Annotated in this window: 23 protein-coding genes and 1 pseudogene; 15 read left to right on the top strand and 9 right to left on the bottom strand. The window is 60.7% G+C overall.

Annotated elements, in window-relative coordinates; translation table 11 throughout:
• Positions 1-349 precede the first annotated feature (349 nt).
• The 3 genes from BV106_RS35695 to BV106_RS15875 are packed head-to-tail and all read right to left on the bottom strand — an operon-like array spanning position 350 to position 3,989.
• Entirely contained in the window at positions 350-1,273 is a 924-nt protein-coding gene (locus BV106_RS35695) for a nitrate reductase cytochrome c-type subunit (RefSeq protein ID WP_051945936.1), read from the bottom strand.
• A gap of 1 nt (position 1,274) precedes the next feature.
• Complete coding sequence (locus BV106_RS15880; RefSeq protein ID WP_051945935.1) at positions 1,275-3,719, bottom strand: molybdopterin-dependent oxidoreductase; 2,445 nt, start codon at positions 3,717-3,719, stop codon at positions 1,275-1,277.
• A gap of 15 nt (positions 3,720-3,734) precedes the next feature.
• Positions 3,735-3,989, bottom strand: a complete 255-nt coding sequence (locus BV106_RS15875; RefSeq protein WP_265595732.1) for a hypothetical protein — start codon at positions 3,987-3,989, stop codon at positions 3,735-3,737.
• A gap of 217 nt (positions 3,990-4,206) precedes the next feature.
• On the opposite strand from BV106_RS15875, the gene BV106_RS35690 reads away from it, so the two are divergent.
• From BV106_RS35690 to BV106_RS15840, 7 genes are all read left to right on the top strand, one after another.
• Complete coding sequence (locus tag BV106_RS35690) at positions 4,207-4,929, top strand: hypothetical protein (protein ID WP_265595731.1); 723 nt, start codon at positions 4,207-4,209, stop codon at positions 4,927-4,929.
• Between the two features lie 101 nt (positions 4,930-5,030).
• The gene (locus tag BV106_RS15865) at positions 5,031-5,906 is read left to right on the top strand and encodes a 4Fe-4S dicluster domain-containing protein (RefSeq protein ID WP_051945940.1); all 876 of its coding nucleotides are present in this window, start codon (positions 5,031-5,033) and stop codon (positions 5,904-5,906) included.
• Positions 5,907-5,927: 21 nt separating this feature from the next.
• Complete coding sequence (gene dsrP / locus BV106_RS15860; protein ID WP_081891789.1) at positions 5,928-7,244, top strand: sulfate reduction electron transfer complex DsrMKJOP subunit DsrP; 1,317 nt, start codon at positions 5,928-5,930, stop codon at positions 7,242-7,244.
• 174 nt (positions 7,245-7,418) lie between these two features.
• On the top strand, positions 7,419-9,002 hold the full coding sequence (locus BV106_RS15855; RefSeq protein ID WP_038166253.1) for a glycerol-3-phosphate dehydrogenase/oxidase: 1,584 nt from the start codon (positions 7,419-7,421) through the stop codon (positions 9,000-9,002).
• 45 nt (positions 9,003-9,047) lie between these two features.
• Positions 9,048-9,854 (top strand): segregation/condensation protein A, encoded by an 807-nt coding sequence (locus tag BV106_RS15850; RefSeq protein WP_038166252.1) that lies wholly within the window; start codon positions 9,048-9,050, stop codon positions 9,852-9,854.
• A 270-nt stretch (positions 9,855-10,124) separates the two neighbouring features.
• On the top strand, positions 10,125-10,475 hold the full coding sequence (locus BV106_RS15845; protein WP_265595730.1) for a hypothetical protein: 351 nt from the start codon (positions 10,125-10,127) through the stop codon (positions 10,473-10,475).
• Positions 10,476-10,487: 12 nt separating this feature from the next.
• Positions 10,488-11,084, top strand: a complete 597-nt coding sequence (locus BV106_RS15840; RefSeq protein WP_051945933.1) for a DUF4240 domain-containing protein — start codon at positions 10,488-10,490, stop codon at positions 11,082-11,084.
• A gap of 213 nt (positions 11,085-11,297) precedes the next feature.
• Here BV106_RS15840 and BV106_RS15835 read toward each other — a convergent pair whose 3' ends face one another.
• Positions 11,298-11,873 (bottom strand): hypothetical protein, encoded by a 576-nt coding sequence (locus BV106_RS15835; RefSeq protein ID WP_265595729.1) that lies wholly within the window; start codon positions 11,871-11,873, stop codon positions 11,298-11,300.
• A gap of 139 nt (positions 11,874-12,012) precedes the next feature.
• Here BV106_RS15835 and BV106_RS15825 point away from each other — a divergent pair, with 139 nt between their 5' ends.
• The 6 genes and pseudogenes from BV106_RS15825 to BV106_RS38565 all read left to right on the top strand — a co-directional run bounded on the left by BV106_RS15825 (position 12,013) and on the right by BV106_RS38565 (position 17,241).
• Positions 12,013-12,636: a GAF domain-containing protein gene (locus BV106_RS15825; RefSeq protein ID WP_038166243.1), complete on the top strand. Its 624-nt coding sequence runs from the start codon at positions 12,013-12,015 to the stop codon at positions 12,634-12,636.
• Positions 12,637-12,668: 32 nt separating this feature from the next.
• The gene (locus BV106_RS15820) at positions 12,669-13,487 is read left to right on the top strand and encodes a S8 family serine peptidase (RefSeq protein ID WP_038166332.1); all 819 of its coding nucleotides are present in this window, start codon (positions 12,669-12,671) and stop codon (positions 13,485-13,487) included.
• Between the two features lie 77 nt (positions 13,488-13,564).
• Positions 13,565-14,821 (top strand): L,D-transpeptidase, encoded by a 1,257-nt coding sequence (locus tag BV106_RS35685; RefSeq protein WP_051945932.1) that lies wholly within the window; start codon positions 13,565-13,567, stop codon positions 14,819-14,821.
• Positions 14,822-15,167: 346 nt separating this feature from the next.
• The gene (gene scpB, locus BV106_RS15810) at positions 15,168-15,860 is read left to right on the top strand and encodes an SMC-Scp complex subunit ScpB (protein ID WP_051945931.1); all 693 of its coding nucleotides are present in this window, start codon (positions 15,168-15,170) and stop codon (positions 15,858-15,860) included.
• A 293-nt stretch (positions 15,861-16,153) separates the two neighbouring features.
• Positions 16,154-16,888 (top strand): annotated as a pseudogene (gene pheA, locus BV106_RS15805) (chorismate mutase); the annotation flags it as partial.
• Between the two features lie 92 nt (positions 16,889-16,980).
• A complete protein-coding gene (locus BV106_RS38565; protein ID WP_265595728.1) occupies positions 16,981-17,241 on the top strand; it encodes an ACT domain-containing protein in 261 nt (86 codons plus the stop codon).
• 332 nt (positions 17,242-17,573) lie between these two features.
• Here BV106_RS38565 and BV106_RS15800 read toward each other — a convergent pair whose 3' ends face one another.
• The 5 genes from BV106_RS15800 to BV106_RS15780 all read right to left on the bottom strand — a co-directional run bounded on the left by BV106_RS15800 (position 17,574) and on the right by BV106_RS15780 (position 23,024).
• Positions 17,574-18,935 carry an FAD-dependent oxidoreductase gene (locus tag BV106_RS15800; RefSeq protein ID WP_265595727.1) on the bottom strand — a complete coding sequence of 454 codons (1,362 nt, stop codon included), beginning with the start codon at positions 18,933-18,935 and terminating at the stop codon, positions 17,574-17,576.
• Between the two features lie 66 nt (positions 18,936-19,001).
• Positions 19,002-19,826 (bottom strand): glycosyltransferase family 2 protein, encoded by an 825-nt coding sequence (locus tag BV106_RS15795; protein ID WP_051945928.1) that lies wholly within the window; start codon positions 19,824-19,826, stop codon positions 19,002-19,004.
• 91 nt (positions 19,827-19,917) lie between these two features.
• Positions 19,918-20,883, bottom strand: a complete 966-nt coding sequence (locus BV106_RS15790) for a polysaccharide deacetylase family protein (RefSeq protein WP_051945927.1) — start codon at positions 20,881-20,883, stop codon at positions 19,918-19,920.
• Between the two features lie 39 nt (positions 20,884-20,922).
• Positions 20,923-22,071 carry a UDP-N-acetylglucosamine 2-epimerase (non-hydrolyzing) gene (gene wecB, locus BV106_RS15785; protein ID WP_265595726.1) on the bottom strand — a complete coding sequence of 383 codons (1,149 nt, stop codon included), beginning with the start codon at positions 22,069-22,071 and terminating at the stop codon, positions 20,923-20,925.
• 467 nt (positions 22,072-22,538) lie between these two features.
• The gene (locus BV106_RS15780; RefSeq protein ID WP_038166238.1) at positions 22,539-23,024 is read right to left on the bottom strand and encodes a hypothetical protein; all 486 of its coding nucleotides are present in this window, start codon (positions 23,022-23,024) and stop codon (positions 22,539-22,541) included.
• Positions 23,025-23,527: 503 nt separating this feature from the next.
• On the opposite strand from BV106_RS15780, the gene BV106_RS15775 reads away from it, so the two are divergent.
• Both BV106_RS15775 and BV106_RS15770 read left to right on the top strand, forming a co-directional pair.
• Positions 23,528-23,818: a hypothetical protein gene (locus BV106_RS15775; protein WP_038166237.1), complete on the top strand. Its 291-nt coding sequence runs from the start codon at positions 23,528-23,530 to the stop codon at positions 23,816-23,818.
• Positions 23,819-23,929: 111 nt separating this feature from the next.
• On the top strand, positions 23,930-25,060 hold the full coding sequence (locus tag BV106_RS15770; RefSeq protein WP_038166236.1) for a glutathionylspermidine synthase family protein: 1,131 nt from the start codon (positions 23,930-23,932) through the stop codon (positions 25,058-25,060).
• The last annotated feature ends 65 nt before the right edge of the window (positions 25,061-25,125 follow it).

Raw genomic sequence — 25,125 nt, 5'->3', positions numbered from 1 at the left:
ACCGGCCAGGGGCAACATCAGCACCGCTTTACGCGGAGCGGGGCACACGTCAAAACACACGCCACAGCCCGTGCACTTATCTGCCACCACGGATGGCATGCCACGGGTAATTTGCAGCGCTCCGGGCACGGGACAACGCTCCACGCACACCGCGCAGAACGAAGTCAGAGCAACGCAGAAGCGCCCCTGAATCACTGCCACCCGTGCCACTGGTGGATCAGGCGCAGCGGCTACAGCTGATGCCGGCGGCACGGTCACCGGCATCGCCTGCCGCCCTTGAACGCCCTCCGCTCTCTGGCGCTTCCACGGTTGAAAGACCTCAGCCAACCATTCACGACGCGAGCAGGACTCATTGAGCTTCATTCGACCGCCCCTCCCTTCTATCAGTTCCACGCGGAGTCAAAAACTCCACCAGATCGATCCTCACTACAGACTCCGCCGCCCCTTTCCCAACCTCGTTTCCCACCACCCCTTGATTTCTCAACGGTACCAGAGTTGCGGGTGGGCTCTGGACATGGCACTGCACGCACTGCTGGCGCTCCGGATGACTCGTCCGCAATCCCGGCAACCCCACGGGACCGTGGCAACTCAGGCAGTCCGAGCGCATCAGCAACGGATGCGGCACGGTGGGCGGTGCCCCTGGCCAGGCTCTCGTGCTCTTTCCTTTAGCCGACACCCCACGAAAGTTATTTCCCGTGCCAAAGGCCGCCAGCAGCCCCTGTTCTGCCGTCGGCAGCCCCGTGCCACCGGCGGGCACATGACATTGAGTGCAGCTTGAGAAGTGCTCGTGACTGATCCGCGAAGCCAGTCGATCTTTCACCGCCAGCCCCGGGCCATGACAGGCCAGGCAGGAAGCCGACGACTCCTGCGTCACGGGATGCGGCACCACTGGCGGAGCTCCGTCGTAGGCGCGACGCTCCATGCGCTGGCTCACCGCCGCCGCCCGCTCGTCCGCAGTCCGCACGGGCAATGGGACGGCCGACGCAGTCGGCTGCACCAGCTTGCTCAAGTCGTTGCGCCACTGCGCGTTGCTGCCCTCCCTTAACCAGTCTTGTTTCGCATAGGCCACCGCCACCGGCACCCCGCCTGGAGGCACTTCGGTGAGATCGCGTGCATCCGAGACCAGTTGCTGCGGCTCGGTCAGGTTCAGTTGAGAGCGCGTCTGCAGCATCCCCATGAAGAAGCCGCTCACCGATGTGGTCACCACCAAGACCCCTGCGATCCTCAGCCACTTCGCGCGGCGGGCAACATCCGATGAAGGCGCAGTCGCCATGTCAAATGCTCCCCACCTTTCCAGCCTGCGGCCCTGCCTTCACCACCGTGGCCGCACATTTCTTGTAGTCAGGCTCCTTCGAGATGGGGCAGGTCACCTCCAACGTCAGCAGGTTGCACAGCAATCGTTCATCAAAGAAGGGAATAAAGAGGCTGCCCCGGGGTGGCCGACTGCGCCCGTTCACCCACACCGGCAGCCGCAATTCCCCGCGACGGGTCTTCACCAGCACGCTGTCTCCGTTGCCAATGTCTCGATCCTCCGCATCGGCGGCGTGCATCTCCACATAAGCATAGGGCACCGCTCCATGCAGTTGCGGGATGCGCATTGTCATCGTGCCCGTGTGCCAGTGCTCCAGCACCCGCCCGGTGCACAGCCAGAAAGGGTAGTCCGCATCCGGCACCTCTGCCGGAGGCGTGTAGGGGGCGAACCACACCTGCGCCCGGTCATCCTTGGTCGAGGAATGATAGAACTGCACCCCCGCCCCCTTCTTCACATAGGGATCATCAAATTCCGCGAACCGGAACCGCGTCTCCCGCCAGGTCCCATCTGCCTGCTGCACCACCGGCCAGCGCAATCCCCGAGCCTTCACATACTCGTCATACGGAGCCAGGTCCTTGTGCTTCACCCGGGAGAAGCGCCGGTAGTCCTCGAACAGAACCTTGTCCACGTTCATTTCATAGTACCGTGGCCACTCCCACACCGGCACCTCCTTTCCGGCATCATCCTGGAAGGTGAAGAGGAACTTCCCGTCCTTGTCTTTCAGCCCCGGATGCCCCAGGTCATGCAGCCGCCGCGCCACGGCCAGATTCTGCCAGGCATCATCGCGCGCCTCACCCGGCGGGTTCACCATCTTGAACCACTGCTGCGTACGCCGCTCGGAGTTGCCGTACAGGCCGTTCTTCTCCACCCACATGGCGGAGGGCAACACCAAGTCCGCCAGTTCCGTCGTCGCCGTCGGGTACACGTCTGACACGATCAGGAATTTGTCCTCCAGACCTTTCTTTGCCTGAAAGAGTTTGTGCAGATTGGGCAGCGACTGGCCGGGATTGGTGACCTGCACCCAGATGGTACTGATGTCCCCACCCTGGTTCGTGGGCGTGCAGAACTTCTCCCACATCAGCACCGTGTGGTAGCCCATCTTAGGCTTGAGACGCCCCGCTGGCACATTCCACAGTTGCTCGGCCTCTGCACGATGCTCCGCGTTCTCCACCAATCGCCCACCGGGGAGAAAGTGGCACATCGTTCCCACCTCCCTCGCGGTGCCACACGCACTGGGCTGACCGGTCAGGGAGGTGGGAGCGTCGCCTGGTTTGCCAAAGTGTCCGCTCAACAAATGGATGGAGTGACAGAGCCGATTGATGTCCGTCGCCCGGTTGTGCTGGTTGAACCCCATGCACCACGTGCTGGTGATATGCAGATCCCGGCGGCCAAAGAGGTCCGCCAGCATGTGAATCTGCTCTGCTGGGACGCCGGAGAGCTCTGCCACATGCTCTGGCGTGAAGGGTGCCAGAGCCATCTTGTACTCCTCAAAGGTCATCGACTCCCCGTTCAAGGAGGCCGCAGTCTTGTCCTGGCGGAAGTTGCAGTGCTGCTCCACAAACGCCTTGTCATAAGTCCCGTTCTTAATGAGCAGATGGGCGATGCCATTGGCAATCGCGAGATCCCCGTTGGGCTTGAACTCCAGGTAGTGATCGGCAAACTCCGAGCTTCGGGTGCGCCTCGTGCCGAGGTCGATGATCTTCACCTTGCCCCCACGGGCACGCCGGTCAATCACCCGGCTGAAAAGCACCGGATGCATCTCTGCCATGTTGTTGCCCCAGAGGATCAACACATCGCAATGATCAAGGTCATCATAGGCGCCGGCCGGCTCGTCCACACCGTACACGCTGAGAAAACCCGTCACCGCACTGGCCATGCACAGCCGCGCATTCGGCTCGATGTGGTTGTTGGAAAGGCCAGCCTTCATCAACTTGTTGGCCACATACCCTTCCGGGATGGTCCACTGACCGGAGCCGTAGATCGCAAATTTGTCCGGTGCCGCGAGGACGCGCTTGGCCACCACATCCACAGCCTCCTCCCAGCTCACCCGCTCCATCTTCCCGTTCTTGCGCAGCATCGGGTGCGTGAGCCGGTCTCGCCCGTACAGGGCCAGCCCCACATGGTACCCCTTCACGCAGAGCAGGCCTTTGTTCACCTCCGCGAGCGGCTCGCCTTCAATGGCCACCACCCGATCCTCCTTCACCCCCACCCGGACATGGCAGCCCGTCCCGCAGAACCTGCAGGGGGCCTTGTCCCACTTGATACCGGCATCGGGATTAGCCGCCGTCACTCCTGACGGCGCGACCGGTGCCGCCACGCCCGCCCGCGATGCAGCCACCGCCGCCGCTCCGGCCAGGGCGGAGAGTTTCAGAAGTTCGCGTCGATCCAGCGTCGCATTCATCTTCATGGGAGTGTTGGCAGATCAGGCAGCTTTGCAGTCTGTCAGAGCGTGTGGCGACGAAGTCTGCTCGCCATCTTCAAAATGAACTGACACCACATCGACAAACACCACCCCCGGCAGCTTGACAATCCAGTCATGCACCTCGCGGCTGTGCCTTTCATCGCACCCGTCCACCGCGACAGGCAGCCACTGCTGCTGCAGCTCCCCCAAGAGGATCTCACGACGGGATTGCAAACGCCGCACCACTTCCGCAGCCACGTGTTCCTCTGTGGACAAGGTTAAGAGAAGTCCGCTCACGGGCATGATGATGCAACAGTCCCCACTGTGAAGATGGCTATTTTGACTCCTCCAACCCCTCTGCGGATGTCCCGCACGCAGAGCTGGCCCGGTTCTGTCTTTTAACGCACGGCAGCTCTCACATTGTTTTGTTTACACGATGTCACGAGTCGCGCTATTATTCCCGGTAATTAACCACTGCGCAAGGATAATGATGATGGCGGTTTCCAAAAAACAGGCCCGCGCCTTGGTCATCTTTTCAGGTGGCATCGTACTCGTCTTTGGTGGCGGCCAGGTGTTCCATCATGTCTTCGCCAGCAACAGGCAGGAGCCTGTGGCGGCGGGCGCTGCGGCCGGGCCAGCCGCCCCGGCTCCTGAGCCCGCCACGCTGCACCCCGTTCACTACCGGCTGCCTTCTGGAGCCCCTCGTGTAAGCACTGGTACGACCGACCCCGGCGGCCAACCCGTCGCGGTGGCATGCAGCACCTGCCACACCACCACCAAGCCCAACTTCCAGACTCATAGCGGTGCCCAGTTGGTGCAGTTTCACCAGGGGCTGAACTACGTCCACGGCAATCTCACCTGCCTCAGCTGCCACAACGATCAAGACTACAACAGCCTTCATCTGGCCAACCACCAGCGGGTGGAGTTCACGGATGTCATGCAGCTCTGCGCTCAGTGCCACGGCCACCAGTGGGAGAGCTATCAACATGGTGCCCATGGAGGCATGAACGGCCACTGGGACCTCACCCGGGGAGCACGTACCAGAAACATCTGCACCAACTGCCACGACCCGCACGCGCCCAAGTTCCCCCTTGTTCAGCCGATCTTCCCACCGCGTGACCGCATCTCGGTGCCGCTCCCCGGACACCAGCTTCAGGAAACCACCTCTCTGAAACCAGCCACATCTACATCCCCACCCCACCACGGCACACCATGAGCAGCAACGGTCCCACGGGCAAGGAAGGCAATGGCGGCACGGACGGCGGAGGCGGCGGCTGTGGCAAATCTGACTGCGGGTGCGTCTCCCGCCGCACCGTCATGAAAGGCGTGGGGGCCACCCTCGGGACCGCCGCCTTTGCCCGCGCCATCGCCCCACTCACTGAGTGGGCGGCCAACATCTCCGCAGATGAGTTCCTCCAGCGTCACTACAAGGAGCTCTCCCTCGTGGATCTCAACATTGTGCTGCGCCGCCTGGAAAAGGAAACCAAGGACGACTACGGCGCGGAGGTCACCATCTCCGATCCGAAGCCTCAAGAGGGCGTGAAGTTCGGCTACGCGCTCAATCTCAGCGTCTGCAACGGCTGCCGGAAATGCGCGGAGGCGTGCCACATCGAGAACAATCACGACCGCCCCTCCCACCAGTCCTACATCCGCGTCTTCGAGATGCAGAAGGGCACCATGGACATGGAGCAGGGCAATGTGAACTACGACAAACCCGTGCCCCAGCCGGACAAGTTCTACATGCCTGTGCAGTGCCAGCAATGTGAGCACCCGCCCTGTGTGGATGTGTGCCCGGTGGAGGCCACTTGGAAGGAACCGGACGGCATCGTGGTCGTGGATTACAACTGGTGCATCGGCTGCCGTTACTGTGAGGCCGCCTGCCCCTACCACGCCCGTCGGTTCAACTGGACCAAGCCCGAGATCCCCAAGGAGGAGATCAACCCCGACCAGGGCTACCTGAGCAACCGCATTCGCCCTCAAGGCACCATGGAGAAGTGCACCTTCTGCCTGCACCGCACGCGGAACGGCCGCCTGCCCGCCTGCCTGGAAGCCTGCCCCACCGGGGCCAGGGTCTTTGGTAATCTCCTCGATCCCAAATCCGAGATCCGCTGGGTGCTGGAGCATAAACGTGTCTTCATTTTGAAGGAGGACCTTGGGCTCAAACCGCAGTTCTTCTACTTCTTCGACAGCTGACCGGCCATTCCTACCCCGCTCATGAGCGATCTTCCGCCAACCAGTCCTGTTGTCCCCCGCCCCTTCTCCTGGCGGAGCTTTGGCCGATTCTTGGGCAATGCCGCCCTGGAGTCTCTGGATGGTGGGAAGGTCTTCTACGTCTGGATGATCTGCCTCAGCGCCGTCTTCCTCGTCGGAGCCAATGCCTGGGCCGTGCAGGTGCGGGACGGCATGGCGCTCACCAATATGAGCGACCACGTCTCCTGGGGGCTCTACATTGCCAATTTCACCTTTCTCGTCGGACTGGCCGCAGGCGGCGTCATGATGGTGATCCCCGCCTATCTGTACCACGATGAGGAGATGCACGACATCGTGATCATCGGCGAACTGCTTGCCATCGCCGCCATCATCATGAGCCTCATGTTTGTGGTGTGCGACCTCGGCCGCCCCGACCGCTTCTGGCACCTGCTGCCCCCTTTTGGCAGGCTGAATTTCCCGGTCTCCATGCTCAGTTGGGATGTCATTGTGCTCAACGGTTACCTCTTCATCAACGCCTACATCTGCGCCTATCTGCTCTATACCCGGTACTTGGGCCTCACGCCCAATCCCCGCTGGTACGTGCCCTTTGTCTTTCTCTCCATCATCTGGGCCATCTCCATCCACACCGTCACGGCGTTCCTGTACTGTGGCCTTGGTGGACGCCCCTTCTGGAACACCGCCCTGCTCGCCCCTCGTTTCCTCGCTTCTGCCTTTGTTTCAGGGCCTGCATTCATCGTGCTCGCCATCCAGGTCATCCGGCAGGCCGTGGGCCGCCACTTCGGAGACGGCCCCATCCGCACCTTGGTGAACATCATGCGCATCACCATTTTGGTGAACCTCCTCATGGTCGTCTCAGAGGTGTTTACGGAGTTCTACACCGGCGGGGCCCACACCTCCTCCGGACGCTATCTCTACTTCGGCCTGCACGGCCACACCGAGCTGGTCCCCTGGATCTGGTGCTCCGTTGGGCTCGTCATCGTCGCCGCCGGCCTCCTTCTCTCTCCCAGCGTCTTCACAAATCCCTGGGTGCTGAACACCGCTTGCGTGCTCGCCTTCATCGGCATCTGGATTGAGAAAGGCATGGGCCTCATCATCCCCGGGTTCGTGCCCTCCACCCTGCACGAGATCGTCGAGTACCGCCCCAGCGCCATCGAGTGGAAAGTCACCGCCGGGATATGGGCCCTTGGTCTTATCCTTTACACCTTGTTCATCAAGATCGCCGCGGGCATTTTCCTGAACCGGACCAAGCTCCAGGCTTTGCCGGACATCCAGCCTGCTCCAGCTCCGGCAGAAACTCCGTCCATTTCCGCCACCTCATAGGAAACCCTTCCCGCTCAATTCTGTCTTGTTCACCAGACGCGAGGTACGTACTCTTAAAAAATCAGCGAGCTGCCTGCCCTGCGAACTTATCAACCAGGCGCTTGCGCCGTCTCAACCAGCGTAGCGTCTCAACAGCCGCGCAGCGGCATCTCAACTTCCCCTCCCCTTCCTCCTATGAACCGCACGGAAATGCTCAAGTCGGCCCAGGGTCATCAAGGCACCTGGGACATCGTCATCATCGGCGGCGGAGCCACCGGCGTGGGCGTGGCGGTGGATGCCGCCACCCGGGGCTACAGTGTGCTCCTGCTGGAGCAGCATGACTTTGGCAAGGGGACATCCAGCCGCAGCACCAAGCTGGTGCACGGCGGCGTGCGGTATCTGGAGCAGGGCAACGTTGCACTCGTGATGGAAGCCCTCAAAGAGCGCGGCATGCTCCGGCAGAACGCCCCCCACCTGGTCACGGAGCTGCCCTTTGTCGTGCCCAGTTACTCCTGGTGGGAAGGCCCCTTCTACGGCATCGGCCTCAAGCTTTACCAGATGCTTTCCGGCAAGTACGGCTTCGGCCCCTCCCAGTTTATTTCCAAGGAGGAAACGCTGCGCCGTCTGCCCAATGTGAAGACCGAGGGACTCGTGGGCGGGGTGGTGTACTACGACGGACAGTTCGATGACTCACGTCTGCTCATCAACATGGCGGCCACTGCCGCCACTCAAGGAGCGGTGTTGCTGAACTACGCTCCCGTCACCGGTTTGAGGAAAGGACCCGACAATCTGGTTCATGGCGTCACCTGGAGAGATCAGGAGTCAGGACAAACTTTCAACGCGGATGCCCATGTGGTCATCAATGCCACCGGCCCCTTCACCGATGCAGTGCGGAAACTGGCGGACGCGAACATCACGCCCATGATCGCCCCCAGCCAGGGCGCCCACATCGTGCTGGACCGCTCCTTCCTTCCGGGAGACACCGCCATCATGGTCCCGCACACCAGCGACGGCCGCGTCATGTTCGCCATCCCCTGGCATGGCCACACCCTGGTGGGCACCACCGATACCGCCATCGATCACGCCCCGCTGGAGCCAGTCCCCATGGACCAGGAGATCGAGTTCATGCTGTCCACCGCCGCCCTCTATCTGGACAAGAAACCCACCCGGGCAGACATCCTCAGCGCCTTCGCTGGCATCCGCCCTCTGGCCAAGGTGGGCGATGGCAAGAACACGGCCTCCCTTTCCCGGGATCACACCATCCATATCGACCAGAGCGGTCTCCTCAGCATCGCCGGTGGCAAGTGGACGACCTACCGCAACATGGCGCAGGATTGCGTGGACCAGGCCGCCACCCTGGGAAATCTGCCCGACAAGCCCTGCGTCACCAAGACACTCAACATCCACGGCTATCACACCCACACCGCCGATCTGGGGAATCTGGGCGTGTACGGTACCGATGCCCACGAGATCCAGGCCCTCATCGCAGAAGACCCCTCGCTGGGCGAGCCGATCGATCCCGCCCTGCCCTACACCTTGGCGGAGGTCCTCTGGGCGGTGCGCCGTGAAATGGCCCGCACCGTGGAGGATATCCTCTCCCGTCGCACCCGCGCCTTGCTGCTGAACGCCCGGGCCGCCTTCCGCATGGCCCCCCGCGTGGCCGCCGTGCTTGCAAGCGAACTGGGCAAAGACGCCGCCTGGCAGCAATCGCAAGTCGCTGAATTTGAATCCGTTGCCCGTGGCTACCTCGTCGCGCCGGAGCCCGCTGCCTCCGCCTAGCACAGAGGCACTTGCACACCCGCATCCACCGCTCTATGTGGAGCGGTGGAAAACACGGACAGCGACTACAAGGTTAAGCTCGAAATCTTCGAAGGCCCCCTCGACCTCCTTCTCTATCTCATCAAAAAGGATGAGATCGACATCTATGATGTCAGCATCGAGCGCATCACCAGCCAGTACCTCGGCTACATCGAGACCTTCAAGGCCCTCAACATTGAGCTCTCCGGTGAGTTCATCGTGATGGCGGCCAATCTCATGTACCTCAAGAGCCGCACCCTCCTGCCCAAGGACGTGCAGCCCCCCGATGAAGAGGCCGATGAGGAAGATCCCCGCTGGGAGCTCATCCGCCAGCTCGTGGAGTACAAGAAGTTCAAGGACGCCGCGCAGTTCCTGCACGTGCGCGACAGTTCCGGTGCGGAGTTCTTTGCCGCCAACCCCGAGATTCCTGACCTCACCGCCCCCGTGGAAGGGCTCCCGCAGATCGGCATCTTCGACCTCATTCGCGCCTTCCAGAAGGTGCTCAAGAAGTTCGAGGACGTACACACCCTGCGTGAGATCGTGGATGACCGCTGGACCGTCAGCGACAAGATCGACTACCTGCTCTCCGTCCTCCCCGTGGGTGGCAAGGTCCCCTTCATGAGCCTCTTCACCGAGGCCACCAGCCGCAGTGAGGTGATCATTACCTTCCTCGCCATGCTGGAGCTCATGAAGCTCAACTTCCTGAAGATCGAGCAAGAGCGCGTGCTGGGTGAGATCTTCGTCATCCGCCCCTCCGACAAAGTCTTCACCCAGGTGCCCATGGACACCTTCGACGGTACTGACTACACCAGCCAACCGGCGTTGTCGGAATAGCGCGAAGGCTCTCAATCCCCGACCGCCCCAGAGCCGGGGCGACCAACCATTTCCACTGCCAAAAGGCGGCACGCACCAGCGTGCCGCCTTTTTCGCGTCAGGTGAGGCACGCTGCCACCACTTCATCCACGCGCACTTTTTTCCATCCGCCACAAAAACCGATTGCACTGTACCTTCCGGGCTTGAGACACCAGATTGGCGACCGAAGTCCCCGTTATGATTCCCCAGCTGGCAATTCTCACCCTGATTCTGATCGCAACTTCGTGCCGCATGCTCCCGCCCCCATCCGATGAGGCAACGGCATTCCACGATACGATCCCATGGCGGAAGGACCAAGTCGAAGGTCTCTCCGTGGTCTCATTGGATCCCCACCATTACACCTACATGTCCTTCAGCAAGGGAGGCTATGTTGCCGTTACCGCAGGCTCTGGTGGCAAGGTGACGAGCCCACTTATGGGATGGCGCCTCATCCGGGGCCGTCTATTTTTCCATGACCCGATCCACGACAAGCTTGGCGGCGAACTGCATCTCGTATCACTCACGGATGACCTGCTCACTATCAGAAGCACCGACGGCAAACTGCAGAAGTACAAAGTGACACACCCTACCCCGAACGAATAGCCCCCATCTCACATGACGGAAGCACACTTCTGGCAGATCATTCAAAAGAGCTTTGACGCCTGCTCCGGAAATACGGATGAGCAAGCCGGGACGCTCGCCAACGAACTTCACAAACTCCACGCTGATGAGATCGCCGCATTTGCCCGGCATTTTGCGACCTATCATCGCCAAGCCTACTCTTGGGACCTCTGGGGTGCTGCCTATCTCATCAATGGCGGTTGTTCGGATGACGGGTTCGCAGACTTCAGGTCCTGGCTGATCAGCCGGGGCAGAGAATGGTATCACCAGGCCCTGATCAGCCCGGACTCTCTGGCGGATTACCCCGGCCTGGGAGATCGGGACGCCACTTTCGAGGAGTTCGCGTACGTGGCCTCACAGGTTCACGAGAAACTTGCAGGTGACCTGCCTGAATCCTGTTTCTGCCCGGACCCAGATGATCCCGTCGGGACCATCTGGCAGGAGGATGACGAGGAAACGTTCCGGACTCGGTGGCCAAAACTGTTCGCCCAGTTTCCCATAGGTGGAAAAAGCGTCGCGCCTGACTCCTGGTTCAAGAAAATAATTTCATCCATCTTCTCAAAAAATCGAGCCTCTTCAGATCGCAGCTAGCTCCACTCCCAGCATGACACGCCAGGTGATTCCAGGCCCCATCGACAAGCACCCGGAGCCACATTCATCACTCAGGTGCCCATGGACATCTTTGACGGCACAGACTACACGAGCCAGTCGGCGTTGTCAGAGCAAGCAGACGCTTCGAACTGTCAGATCCCGGACAACATTCGCTGGTCTAGATCTGGCAGTGCTCGATGGCGGGCATTTGAACTACGGCTTCCAGCAATAGCAGACTGCCCGCTGATTCTCCTTATCCACTTTCGCACCTGAACGTTTCAAGGCTTTGTCGAAATTGTCGATGATTTCCTTCGGCAGCCCGTAAGCCCGACTGACGCTGCAGGTCTCGTAGATCCCGATGGTGGAAGATTTGGAGACTGCTGCCAGGGCCTGCCGGAACTCGGAATAGTTTCTCGTATCCAGCACCTTGCCCGTGGACTGAGATGCAAAAATATACCGGGCGAGTGGCCTGCTATCGGAACCTTGATTGATCAGGATGGCTCCGTAGTCATCCTCCTCATCGAGGAAAAACGGCTCTCCACGAGAATCGTCGTTCAAGCGCCAGAACAGCAAACGACCTGCATCATTCATTTCGCCAACTCGAAGGTGGAGACAGAGGGATCTCTCATGCTCTTCGTTCATCGCGGCGCGCTGCGCCAGCTCGTCACGGATACGCTTGTAGTATTCTTGACTACTTTGCGATTGTAGCCTCAAAGCCACTCCGACAAGGACGATGGCAATTGCCGTCGGCACCATCCAGATGATGTGGGACTTTTTTCGGGAGGCCATGGGATCGACAGTCTGCACCTATACTACCAAGGAGAAAATCGGCGCAAACACGATCTTCACCCTATCGTCACTCCCACCAATGTTTGAGCCATGCAATTGCCCGCTTTACGGCAGGAAGGCGCCACGATAAACTCCCCTCATGTCCTCCGCCTACGGCGATTTCTCCACCACCACCACCATGCGCTGGCTGCCGGAGCCCCGGGTGGTGCCGCTTGTTCCGGCCATTGAGGAGCGCGTCACCCAGTTCGCCGGTTTGATCCGTGCGGCGAACCTCCAGGAGTTCCTGGATCCCTTGATGACCCGGCTGATTCACGATTGCTTCAGCGATGCCGGTGCTCACGAGGGCGTGATCTGGCTCATGGACACCTCCGGCCGCAATCTCCTCTGCGCCCACCAGGAAGGGCCCGTCTCCAGTCGGCTCCTCAGCTTCCGCATGCCGATCGACAGCGGTGTCGCGGGCATGGTGCTCGCCACTCAGCAGGCCTTCTGCGAAAACAACCTCAGTTCCAACCCATCCGGTGCCAGCAAGCTGGACGAAGTCTTGGGCGTGATCGTCTGCAGCCGCATCCTCGCCCCGTTCTTCATCTCCGGCCAGATGCGCGGGCTCATCGCCTGCTACCGCACCAAGGCCAGCCCGGAAGCCCCGGAACCTCCCGCATTCGAACCCGAGGCCATGGAGGAAGTCACCCTCCTCACCCGACTCCTCGGCCGCCTGCTCGATCACAAGCTTCTCTGCGCCGCGATCGGCGTGGATGAGAGTTGAGCCCACGACACTGCCTGCCTGATTGATTGATCGTGGGTTCGTGGATCACACCGGAACAAGCCGCCGCCGCCATGAGCCGTGGTCGCGGCCATGGCATTCGTATCGCCGTGCTGGACTCGGGCGTGGAATGGAGCCACCCAGATCTAGCCAACGTCCGCCGCGCTGATGACCTTGTCATCGTAGAGGAAGATGGCCGTCTGGAGGCCGTGCCCGCCTCTCCAGGGGGAGAGGACGTGTTCGGCCACGGCACCGCCGTTGCTGGCATCCTGCATGAGATCGCCCCGGAGGCCGAGATCGGTAGTTTCCGCGTGCTGGACCTCCGCAATCAGTCCCAGAGTGAGATGATCTGCTTTGGCGCCCAGCTTGCCATAGAACGCGGCTACCATGTGCTCAACTGCAGCTTCGGAGCCCGGCTCAAGGCCCAGGTCCTGATGTTCAAGTCGTGGGTGGATCGCGCCTACCTCAGCGGCCACCATGTGGTGGCAGCCTGCAACAATGAAGACTTCCGCCGTGCAGAGTGGCCCGGCGACTTCACCTCGGTGATCACCGTCAACATGCTCGCCACACCCGAACGCGAGTGCCTCTTCCGGAATCAACCCGGCACCCTCGTGGAGTTTGCCGCGCTGGGCGTGAATGTGAACGTGCCGTGGAAGGGCGGGATCCGGCGTGATGCCACGGGCAGCAGTTTCGCCGCGCCGCGGGCTGCCGCATTGCTGGCCCGCATGCTTTCCATTTTCCCCCACCTCTCTCCGCTTCAGGCCAAGGGGCTGCTTCACCAGATCGCCAGCGGGCTCCCACCGCGCAAACGACTTCAACTTCCAACTGCCCTGTCACAGACAATTTCTGGTTGACATGCACTCTACAACAGTGCGTAGGGCAAAGTTCCTGCTCTCACCCTCGTACTTCTGCCATTCTCACCCCTACCGTCATGTCCGCAGTCGCCACCACCGCCACCTCTCTCTCGATCCTCGTTCCGGCCGCGCTGCTGCCGGGTGAAGGAGAGGATCTGTCCTTCAACGCCTTCGATACGACCGCTCCTGCAGCGGGTCAGTTGTTCAAGGTCTTCCAGCACTTCGCCGCCCCCCGCGCCGGCGAGTTCCTGCTCGACAACGGCGACGTCCAATTTAACGGCGAGCTGCATGAAGAAAGCAGCCTGCAGTTGATCCAAGTCTCCAGCGACGAAGATTCCGGCGAGCCCCATATCAACGTGCGCCCCGCGATGAGCCACTTCGACTGGGCGGGAGTCATGCAGGAGGTGTCTGACGCCCTCTTGGACGAACACTTCCTCGGCACGCCAGAAGAACTGGCCCGCGTCTTCACGGAAGCCGTTCGCGAAATGGCTGGCATCGCCGCCCTCGGCTTTGCAGGTGAGGCCGTACCGCTCCTTACCCTTCGCCAGCATCCTGAGACCCAGGGCGTGGGCGTTTCCTTCCTGGGCATCTGGCTGGCTGACAGCCGCACCATGGCGGAAATGCGCTCCTCCCTGCCAGGACAGTCCTGGCACGACGGTGCCGCCGCCGGTCAGAACCACTACATCCTGCTTGATGCGGCTGAAGTGGAAGGCCGCGGCCTCAAGGAAGCGCTGCTCAGCGCTGCCATGCTCGCCCTCGTCTTCGGCGGTGCCTCTGCCAAGGCAGATGACGGCGTCAGCGTCGGCCGTCCCACCGGCGGCAAGTTCACCTCCTTCTTCCAGCGCGAGACCCGCTCAGGGGAAAAACTTGAGGTGAAGACCCAGAAGCTCGTGCAGGACGGGCCCCGCTACTACCGGGACGTGCTGGACCGCGATCACTCTGATCTGCGCGTCATCGTCAACATCGGCGCCCAGCGCGCTTTCCTGGTGAAGGACGGCCAGATCGCCTTCGAGACCCCCATCTCCACCGGCCGTGGCCCCCGCATGACCCCGCGTGGCACCTTCAAGATCACCGAGAAGGTCCGCAAAGGCAAGATGTCCACCATCTACAAGTGCCCCCTTCCAGGCTGGATGCGAGTGGGCGAAATGCCCATCGGCATGCACGAAGGTGAACTCCCAGGCTACCCCGCCTCCCACGGCTGCATCCGCATGCCTCTGGAAAGCGCCCACTTCATCTTCGACCGCGCCCCTGTCGGCACCACGGTCCAAATCGTCGATTCCTGGACGCCTCCGGTCGCCGGCTCCACCACCCCTCTGGTGGCGACAGCGAACTGAGCCAGCGCTACCAATCCTAGCCTGACTTTCCCCACGAGCCCCTTCCACCCGGAAGGGGCTTTTTTGTTCCCCTCCTGATGTCGGGAGACACCAGACACCCGACCTGAAACAACACGACCTCGCGAACCTTCACCCAATACCCAGCCACCCCTCCCCCTAATTCCGTAAATTCTGTTAATTCTGTCTAAAAATCTCCATCCCCCATCCCCCAATTCCCCATCCTGTTAATCCTTCCAAAATCTTGTTAATCCTGTCTCCAAAAAACGCCCTCTCCTCCCGCGAAATCAAAGCTTGAACTTTGTCCTTCGCTCCCCACATTCCCCGTTCCCCTCACCTCGCGCATCGCATGGACCTTACCCGGATTGTTGAAGCCCTGCTTTTCGCCACACAAGAGCCCCTCTCTGTTGTGGAGATGGGTCGTGCCATCCGGGAAACTGCGCGCGAGGCCAAGGAAGTCGCTCAGGACAGCAACGTCGAGCCGGATGAGCAGAAGGTCGCGATGGAGGCCATCACCGATGACCAGGTGCGCGAGGCTCTGGCACAGCTGGTAGCCCACTACGAGCAGGACGGCCGGTCCTTCACCATCATCGAACGCACCGCTGGCTGGCGCCTTTGCGCACGTGGCGAGTTCGGCGAGTGGTGCCGCGCCCTCTATCCCGGCAAGAAGCCAGCCCGCCTCAGCGCTCCTGCACTGGAAACTCTGGCCATCATCGCCTACCGCCAGCCGATCACCAAGTCAGCCATCGAGGCCGTCCGCGGCGTCTCAGTGGACGCCATGGTGCAGCAGTTGCTCGATCGCAACCTGCTCAAGGTGGACGGTCGCGCCGATCTCCCTGGTCGCCCCCTCCTTTTCTCTACCACCGATCTGTTCCTCGACCATTTTGGCATCCGCCATCTGGACGATCTCCCCAACGCAGCCGAACTCCGTCGCGTCAAGCTCCCCACACCCGAGGAAACCGTCGAGAGCCCCTCCCCGGAACAGGCCGAGGCCAAAGAGAAAGAGAAGAAGGCCGAGAACGCCATGGAACTTGGCCTCTAGAGCTCCCGATCCGCCGAAGTTTAGTTGGGTCCGTCGTCAGGCATAAATGCCTCAGAGGCCCAGCCATGCCCTCCCCACGGCGTCAGTTCCAACACCTTGACCACTGACGCACTGCCCACTGACGCACTGACAAAGCCCTCTCACGGCTGAGAAGAACCCCACGGGAGCAACCCATCCCACCCCGCCATCACCCTAAACAGGCCCGCTGATCCACACTTGTTTCAGCTTGATGCATTTTCTGCTTTCCTCCCTGCAAAGCCTTGCTCTTAATCGTGGCGGATTTTTCGCACACGATGACACTGGAAGAGGTACGCACACACATTGACCACGTTGATCAACAGCTACTGAGGCTGTTGAACGAACGGGCCGATCTCGTGCACCATGTGGGCGAGATCAAACGCAAGGAAGGCCTGGAAATCTACGCCCCCGACCGTGAAGAGCGCCTGCTGCGCAAACTGGTCGAGTCCAACAAGGAGCACAAAGGCCGCCTTCCAGAGAAGTCCATCCGCGCCATCTACCGGGAAATCATCTCCGCCGCCCTGGCGCTGGAGCAGGATCTGCGCATTGCCTTTCTTGGGCCCGCCGGCTCCTGGACCCACCAAGCCGCCATCAGCCGCTTTGGGAACAGCGTGCTCTATCTCCCTGAAGCCAGCACGGAAGACGTCTTTGAGCGCGTCGCCACCCAGGAGGCTGACTACGGGGTGCTCCCCATCGAACACTCCACGGAAGGTGCCGTGTATCACACGCTGGACCATCTGGTGGAATCCCCCTTGCAGATCTACGCTCAGTTCCTCTGGCGTACGGAGACTGTTCTCATGTCGAACGGTCCACGCGATACGGTGGACTACATCTACGGGCATCCGCAGGTGATTTCCCAATGCCGCAAGTGGCTCGCGGTGAATTTCCCCGACGCAGAACTGCGGGAAGCCCCCTCCACCAGCCAGGCCGCCGCCTTCGCTTGTGAACACCCCCACTCAGCGGCACTGGGCACCGCCCTGGGAGCTGAGCTCCAGGGCTTGAAGATCATCGCCACGTCCATCGATGACAGCGCCTCTCAGGCCCGCTTCATCATTCTGGGCCGCCGCCCCGCCCCCCCACCGGCAACGATCACACCCTCCTCATGGTCACCGCCCGCGATCGCGTGGGCACCCTGCTGGAGATTCTGGAAGCGTTCGTCAAACAAGGCATCAACGTCCGCCAGATCGAAAACCGGCCCGTCCCTTCCGATGAGTCCGCTGCCCAGAGCCACGTGCGCTTCTTCCTCGAAGTGACCGGCCACTGCAATGACGACAACCTCAAGACTGCCCTCGACGAGGTGGTCAGCGATGGCGACGCCATCAAGATCCTCGGCAGCTACCCCGCCTCCAACTGGGCGGAGTGAGCCAAGCCGGTGAATGGTAAGAGGTAAGTGGTGAGCGGGTAAATGGTAAACTGCCACCGCTGAACCAGGTGACACCGGCTTCCAGCCGGTTCAGTACAGTTCTACGCAACCCAGCACGCTCATCGTCGTGAAGCGTCCTGCAGTGCCGGTGGCTCGACACCGCCTTCTCCTGCCGACAGGAGATCCCCCCACTCCATCAGCAGAGCCAACAGCCCTCGTGGCAAGCAAGTGGTCACAGCGCAACTTCCCGGCGGCGTGCTTGACGCACAACCGCCGCGCCCGGATCAACGACCTTTCCCAGACTCCTTTACCCCCTCAATAATTGCCACCTGCTAGCAATTCACCAGGACATGCTCAAGCGTCTTGATGGCCTGAGTCACACTCCCATTCCAGGAGGTCACGGTGGGATACACCTGGGCGGTGTTCGAGAGGAACACCCGTCCTGCCACCAATTCCTCAGGCGGACGACGACCGTTGTACCCAGTGGTGTACAAGGGCTCCACGAAGGGGGCACGGAACACCTGCCGACGCTCCAGATCCTGGTCACGCAAGTCCGGGAACAGCTTTTTCAGCGCCACCCACCACTCAATGGAGAGCAGGTCCTCATCCTCCCGGAAACGAGGATCATCCCGGTGCATGTACTTCGTGAGGTACACCACATGGCGGGCCCCACGGTCTGTCTCCTCCGTGAGATTTGAGGTCTCAATCACCCCATCAAACGGATAGGTGGACTCCGGTGTGGCCACCCAATAATGGGGGCTCAACGGGCGGCGCAGGAAGAGCAGGCAGTTCGTCACGCCCTGATAATCAATGTTCATGTCCAGCGGTGGCAACGCGCGGCGGAGGTTCGCCCCCAGCGTGCGGTCAATGCCCTGCCACGGGGTGGTGATCACCACCTGATCATATGATGCCTCGCCACGGGAGGTCACCACCAGCGGTCGACCCGCACGGTCCAGATCCAGCATCACCATCCGCTCACGCAGACGGACTGAACCCCCCAGGGAAGTGATACGATTCCCAATTATTTCCGCGATCCGACGGTAGCCGCCACGAATGTACCCCTTCACCTCCCCTTTCTTGTCCCCCTTCTCGCGATTGAACCGCGACCAGAACCACAATGCTGGCACCGCCTCATAGCGGTCGCCAAACTTGGCCTGCAGCATCGGCTTCCAGAACACTTCGAAGGCCTTGCGGCCGGAGAGCTTGGTGAGCCACTCCACCGCCGTGATGTCATCCAGCCCTTCGCTGGAAATCCGACGCCCTTGCAGGCCGGTCAGCCCGACACGGATGCGATCGGCAAAACCCAAAGGCGCGAATTTAAGCAGATCCAGTGCCTTGTTGAGGGGGAAAATTGTCGCACCACTGGCATAACCAAAGGTAGTCGGTTTCCAGTACACCTCATCACGCAGGCCCAGATCTGAGAGCAAGTCCAGCAGCGGCCCATCTGTCGGCAGCATGCAGTGATAGAATTTTTCAAAGGTGCGACCATCATGATCACTGGTGCCACCCAGGCCACCAAGCTGGTCAGTAGCCTCAATCAGAGTCACTTGCCGGCCAGCCTCTGCCAGCCGCAGCGCACAGACAAGCCCGGCAATGCCGCCACCGATGATGGCCACCGTCCGGGGTTGTACACCTTTGTTGTCAGGTTGTGGGCTTGAACCGGCCAGCGCCGGCGTCGCAGATGAACTCGCCACGGGTTCAGGGAAAGAAAATTGTGTCACGGGATGCCTCAGTCGAAGTGGAGGCACTGAAGCACAAACTCAGACATCCGCCACCAGCAACAGCAAAGAACGTTGCCACGCGCCCGCAGTCACCTGCATCCAAAAACGGCTCACCACGGATCCATACTGTCTGAGCGTACGCATGATGCGCAATTTGCTCACCCCCTGTTTCTCATCGTAGCGAAGGGTATAGGGAATTTCTTTGGCCGGAGCACCCACCGCACGAAGCTTGGCGAGGATCTCTAGCATGCAGGCAAATCCGCTCACCTCGACAAGGCGGTCGCCGTATTTTTCCACGAGAGCACGAATGGCCGCCGGGCTGTATGCGCGGAATCCTGTCGAATAATCCCGCACCCCCTTATAGGGCAGCACCAGCTTCATGGCCAGGAAGCAACCCCAGCTCAAGATCTGGCGATGCCACGGCACCCCCTGCACCTGACTGCCCGGCCGGAAGCGGGAGGCGATCACCAGCCCCATGGATTCCCGTTCCAGCACCGCCACCATCTCTGCGATGTAGCAGGGGTCGTGGGAATTATCCGCATCCATCGTCACCACCACGCCACCAAGTTCCGCCGCAACGGTCAGACCCGTCTGCATGGCCCGCCCCAGGCCCTGGTTCACGGCATGCCGCACCAGCCGCACCGGCATGCGTCCGGCCGCCTCTTCGGCAATCTCTGCCGTGCGATCCTTGGATCCGTCATCCACGATGATGATCTCATACTGCCGCCCGATGGCCTCCAGCGAGACCTGCAGCCGGTCGAGCAGACGAGGGAGGTCCTTCTCCTCATTATAAGCAGGCAGGACCACCCGAATGGGAGAGGAAGACGGATGGGCGGCGTTCACAGTGAGGGAGCTGAGGTTCAAGGAGGTTTTAGGGAGAGGGGGGGGTTATGGGAAAGAACAATACGAAGACCGCCGCCGCGCGAATCGAGACGACCTTCTGCACGAAACAGGATCAGGCACCCAGCGCATCTTCGGCAAAGACCGGACGCAGCGCCTCCACAGGCAGGTGCGCCTGCGCATGCTCCGCCACCGTCCCCGTCTGCCAGTGGCGAGTCAGGGATTGCAGAGTGAGGTCCACCAGCGTCATCTTGCGGTCGGCAGGCATCCGCATCGCGGGGAAGAACTCCATCTCCGGAACATCATTCGCATCCAGGAAGTCCGTGGGGTGCAAAAGCAAGGAAGGCCCCACCCCGGAGGCACGGCAGAGCCCCACCGCAGTGTGCCAGTACAGACGGGCCAGCGCCTCTGATCGCTGAGCCAGGAAAAGCAGGTAACTCAAATGCATGGGCACCCGCGCCAGAGGCATGGTCGTCACCGGCACTTCCATGAAATCCCCTTCGATGGCATGTGGACACAGCGTGCGAAACGCCCCCGCCACTCCGCCATAGAGGCTGGAGCGCTTTTTCTTCTCCTCCGCAGACAGGTTTGAAAAGTAGTAGAAATAGAGCCGCGCCACCGGCCCCAGAAACGTGGGCAGGGAGGAGGCATCATACTTGTACCCCCGATGGAAGAGCACCTCTTTCATCAGCCCGGACATGCAGAAGCCCGGCCCGCGAAAGCCAACTGGCATCTGCCCCGTGGCGTCCTGAATGGCCTCCTCACTCCGCGAGAAATCCCGGTGCAGCTCATGCCGGGAAAATCCGGGCAGCGACACATCATGATCAAAGGAATGATTGGCGATCTCGTGACCGGCATCTGCGATGGCGCGCAGCGCCGACCAATTCTCCACGCGGGAGGCATCCCGGCCCACGATGAAAAAGGTCGCCTTGATCCCCGCCCTCTCCAGCCGCTGCAGGATGCGCGGCGTGACCTGATCGAGATACGAGGGAAAGGTCTCCCACCCCGGCTCCCCCTGCGTCTTCAGGTAGCACCAGAGGTTGTCCAGATCGATCGAGACGCTCGCAGGCTGCAGAGACATGGCGCAGGGAGGTTAAGGTGAGAGACGCAGGAAGACAGATCAGGCCGCGAGACGCAGCTCCTGCACGGCACGCACCAGGCGCTGGTTCAAGATGTCCACGATGTGGCGGGAGCTGTGCCCGTCGCCAAAGACACTGTGGCAGTGGCTGGCGCGAACAAACCACTCCACATCCGTCATGGCAGCTTCCAGCATCTGATGAAGGTTTGCCGGGCATTCGCCCGCCAGGCGGGCCGCCCCGGCTTCGACCGCCTCCGGCCGCTCCGTGTTGTTGCGCAGCACCAGCATAGGCTTGCCCAGCGCCGTCACCTCCTCCTGAATCCCACCAGAGTCGGAGACAATGAGCCAGACGTGGGAAAGCAGGTGCACAAAGTCCGCATAGCCCACCGGCTGGGTGAGTACGATGCCGTCATGCCCGGCCAGCTCCGCCATCGCTGCCTCGCGCACATTGGGATTGGGATGCACAGGGAAAACCACACACACTTCCGGATGCGCCGAGGCAAACCGGCGGATCGCCCGCAGGTGCCCCCTCATGGTGGTGCCGAAGTTCTCCCGCCGATGGGTCGTGACCAGCACCATCTTGCGCTGCCCCACGCGGTTCAGGATATCAACCAACTCTCCCTTGGGCCGGCACATCACCAGCGTCTGCCGCAGGGAGTCCACCACAGGATTCCCCGTGATGTAAATCTGCTCTGCGGGCACCCCTTCACGCAACAGGGTCCGCGCATTGTTGTCGGTGGCGGCAAAGTGGAAGGTCGCCATCCGGGAGATCATCTGGCGATTCATCTCCTCCGGGAAGGGGTTCATGGGATTGCCGGACCGCAGCCCCGCTTCCACGTGACCGATCGGGATGCGATGATTGAATGCCGCCATCGCGCCCATGAGCGCGGTCGAGGTATCTCCTTGCACCAGCACCACATCCGGACGCTCCTTCGTAAGCACCTCATCCACCCCAGCCAAAATGCGTGCACCGAGACGATTGAGCGACTGCCCTGGCTCCATCGTGGCCAAGTCATACTTGGGCTTCACCTGAAAGTGTCCCAGCAACGGAGTGAGGAGATCAGAGTGCTGTCCGGTATTCACCACACAAGCCTCCATGCCAACACGCTCCACCTCACGGACCACTGGACCCAGCTTAATAAGCTCCGGCCTTGTTCCAAATACGATAGCCACTTTTGCGAGCGTTCTCACAGGAGCAATATATGGCAGTCATGAAACGCAAAATCAATAACTTTCGTAAAAATGCGCTTAGTTTATAAAGAATATTTGCAGCGATTAAATAAATAACCGCCTCTGGAAAGGCACTTGGCTATCACTTTCTTTCTCATCCTGAGCAAGATATGAACGCAAAAAGCAACGTGGAATAACCATAATTACTGCTAATGAACCCGCGCTAGATCATCAAATCCTTGGGTCCATTAGCTGAAAAGCCACTGCTGCCGGTGGTTCACGCCGTCCCAACCGCCTCTATTCTGATAATTTTCATACTTTAGGCGCCTTTTGGAGCGCACTTTTCTCCGCCACCCCAACCTCTGCATTGTCCTGCATCCTGAGCCGGTCCGTGAATCATCCCCTAGTTCGCGACACAGTCAGTAAGGTCACCCCCCTCTCGTACAGAGGATCTCTGCGCCGTACGCGTTGCAGCATTAGCCAGCCTCCTATCCTTCACGGCAGTCCCAGATCCAAGGTCCCCTTCCGATTTCGCAGAACTTGAGCAGCCATTGCGTCGTGTCTCGCAATATCTGATCTGGATCATCCCGGTACGCCAAGAAGGTCTCCCTCCCATCCCTGATGGCGTTTTCCACAGTGGGAGCCCCAGCACTGATCCCTTCCGGCTCCCCAGCCTTGGCGCAACACCGCAGGTACTTCATCATCTCGTGCTTCATCGGCTTGCCAAGACCATTATCGCGATCCGCCAGCTCGAGACAGCCGAGGGCCTCAATGACAAACGGAATGACGTATGGCGTGGCAGAATACAGCGTGTGCTGATGAAACACGCTGCTCCAGAGGAAATGACAGATCGCCTCCGTCCGGTCCTCCTCCTTCTTTGAATCAAGAGCACGAATCCACGTTGGTGCGTCCGTCGCTGCTCCATAGGCATGACGCAGGCTCGCCCAGGGAATCTTGTCCAGGTCTTCAAACATGCGAGTTGTTCATGAAAGCACCTCCCCTAGCATCTCAGGTCTTCTGTTCTTCGTCTTCCAGTCTTTTGTCTCCGCTCCGGCGCAGCCGCCCCACCACCGCCAACCGCCCCATCTACAGGCACTTGCGCACAATCGGTCAGGGTGAAATCGCATTATTCTTGACCAAGAATACACTACGGCTAAGATACAAACCTATGACACAAGTGCCGTAGGAAACACAGCGCGACGCAGGAGCAACTTCGCTTCCTGATCCTCTTATTCGTCGCGAATTCAAGTGCACCTCATCTGCGGGAAATAAGCCCGCAAATACTGTCACCCAGCCCTCGTGGCTGCGAGTACACCGAAGCAACGACGGAGACGCGTGCGCCAGTGCATACCCATGCCTGCACGCTGCTCTCGAACTGCGGGCACTCGCAACCTCGCCGACATCGGCATTTCGCGGTGACAGGGGATGGCCCACCATCCCACGTCTTCAGCCAATAACCCCCTAGTTCATTCCATCCATGACCAAGACACTGACCATCACCACCACCGTAGCCGCCGCTCTCTTGCTCGCGAGCTGTGGCCAGGAGAGATCATACAACCGCAATCCCGGCCCCCCTTCCAAGAACACGGCTCAAAAGGAAGACGAGGACGACGACGATACCCGGGCAGGAGGTGGCAGAGGCAGTGGCGGTGGCAGCTACCACTACGGTTCATCGAGCAGCGGCGGCAGCGGCACCAAGAGCAGCTCCTCCAGCCAGAGCTCGGTGTCGCGAGGCGGCTTCGGCCACTCCGGCAGCGCCGCTTCATAACGCAAACCGTCAACAAGCTCCCGCAACTCGACCGGTCGGCGCAGCCCGCGCTGATCGGTGAAGGGAGGCTGTGCCGCGACACCTTCTATTTTCCTAAACCCCCCATCATTCATGAAGCGAACTTCCATCCCGCCCCGCCGCGACTGGCGCCCAAAAGTAGAAAAGCTCGGTCTGGTGTTTCACACCATAAATGACGCCTGCTACTGGGACGAAAGCGCCTTTTACACGTTCACTCCGCAGGAGGTGGACGCTCTTGAGCACGCAACGAATGAACTCGCAGGCATGTATGCGCAGGCCATCGCCCTCGCCATCGAGAAGCGTGTGCTTCCTGACCTCGGTGTTCCCGATTGGCTCGTGCCCATGGTGGAAGACTCCTGGCACCGCAAGGCACCCAGTGTGTATGGCCGCTTTGACCTTGCCTATGATGGCAAGGGGCCCGCAAAGCTCATCGAGTTCAACGCAGATACGCCTACTTCCCTTCTTGAGGCCAGCGTGGTGCAGTGGGAGTGGCACAAGGACACCCGCATCGGCAGCGACCAGTGGAACTCCATCCACGAGCGTTTCATCGCTCAATGGGAGAAAGTGCGCCCCTCCCTCCCCGGCGGGCTGCACTTCACCGGCTGCTTCGAATCCGCCGAGGACTACATGACGCTCACTTACGTTCGTGACCTGGCTTTGCAGGCAGGCATCAAGACCTCGGAGATCCCCGTGGAAGAGATCGGCTGGTGCGCCCTCCGCAGGAAGTTCGTGGACGCGAAAGACGAGGTCATCAACTCCATCTTCAAGCTCTACCCCTGGGACTGGATGATCCATGATGACTTCGGCCCGAGGACCGCGCAGACCAACGTGAACTGGATCGAGCCTGCATGGAAAATGCTGGCCAGCAGCAAGGCTCTGCTCGCCCTGCTCTGGGAAATGTTCCCCAACCATCCCAACCTCCTCCCCTGTTACATCGGCAATCCGTGCGATCTGAAATCCTACGCGCGCAAGCCCTTCTTTTCCCGGGAAGGCGCAAATGTCCTCCTCGTCCGCGATGGCAACGTGCTGGATGAAACCGGCGGCAGCTACTCTGCTCAGGGGACTGTGTATCAGCAGCTCTACGATCTGCCCAATTTCGGAGGTGGCTACCCCATGCTTGGAAGCTGGCTCGTGAACGGCGAATCCGCCGGCCTCGGCATCCGTGAAAGCGAGCGCCGCGTCACCGACAACGGCAGCCGGTTTGTGCCCCATGTGATGAGTTGATCATGGTACCGGCAGTTTCACAATATCCTCAAGCGGACAGCGTGGCCGACACCTCCTTTGAGGCC

The organism is Verrucomicrobium sp. BvORR106 (genome assembly GCF_000739655.1).
In the GTDB taxonomy this organism is placed as follows: domain Bacteria; phylum Verrucomicrobiota; class Verrucomicrobiia; order Verrucomicrobiales; family Verrucomicrobiaceae; genus Verrucomicrobium.
This window is presented reverse-complemented; position numbering and strand designations above follow the sequence as displayed.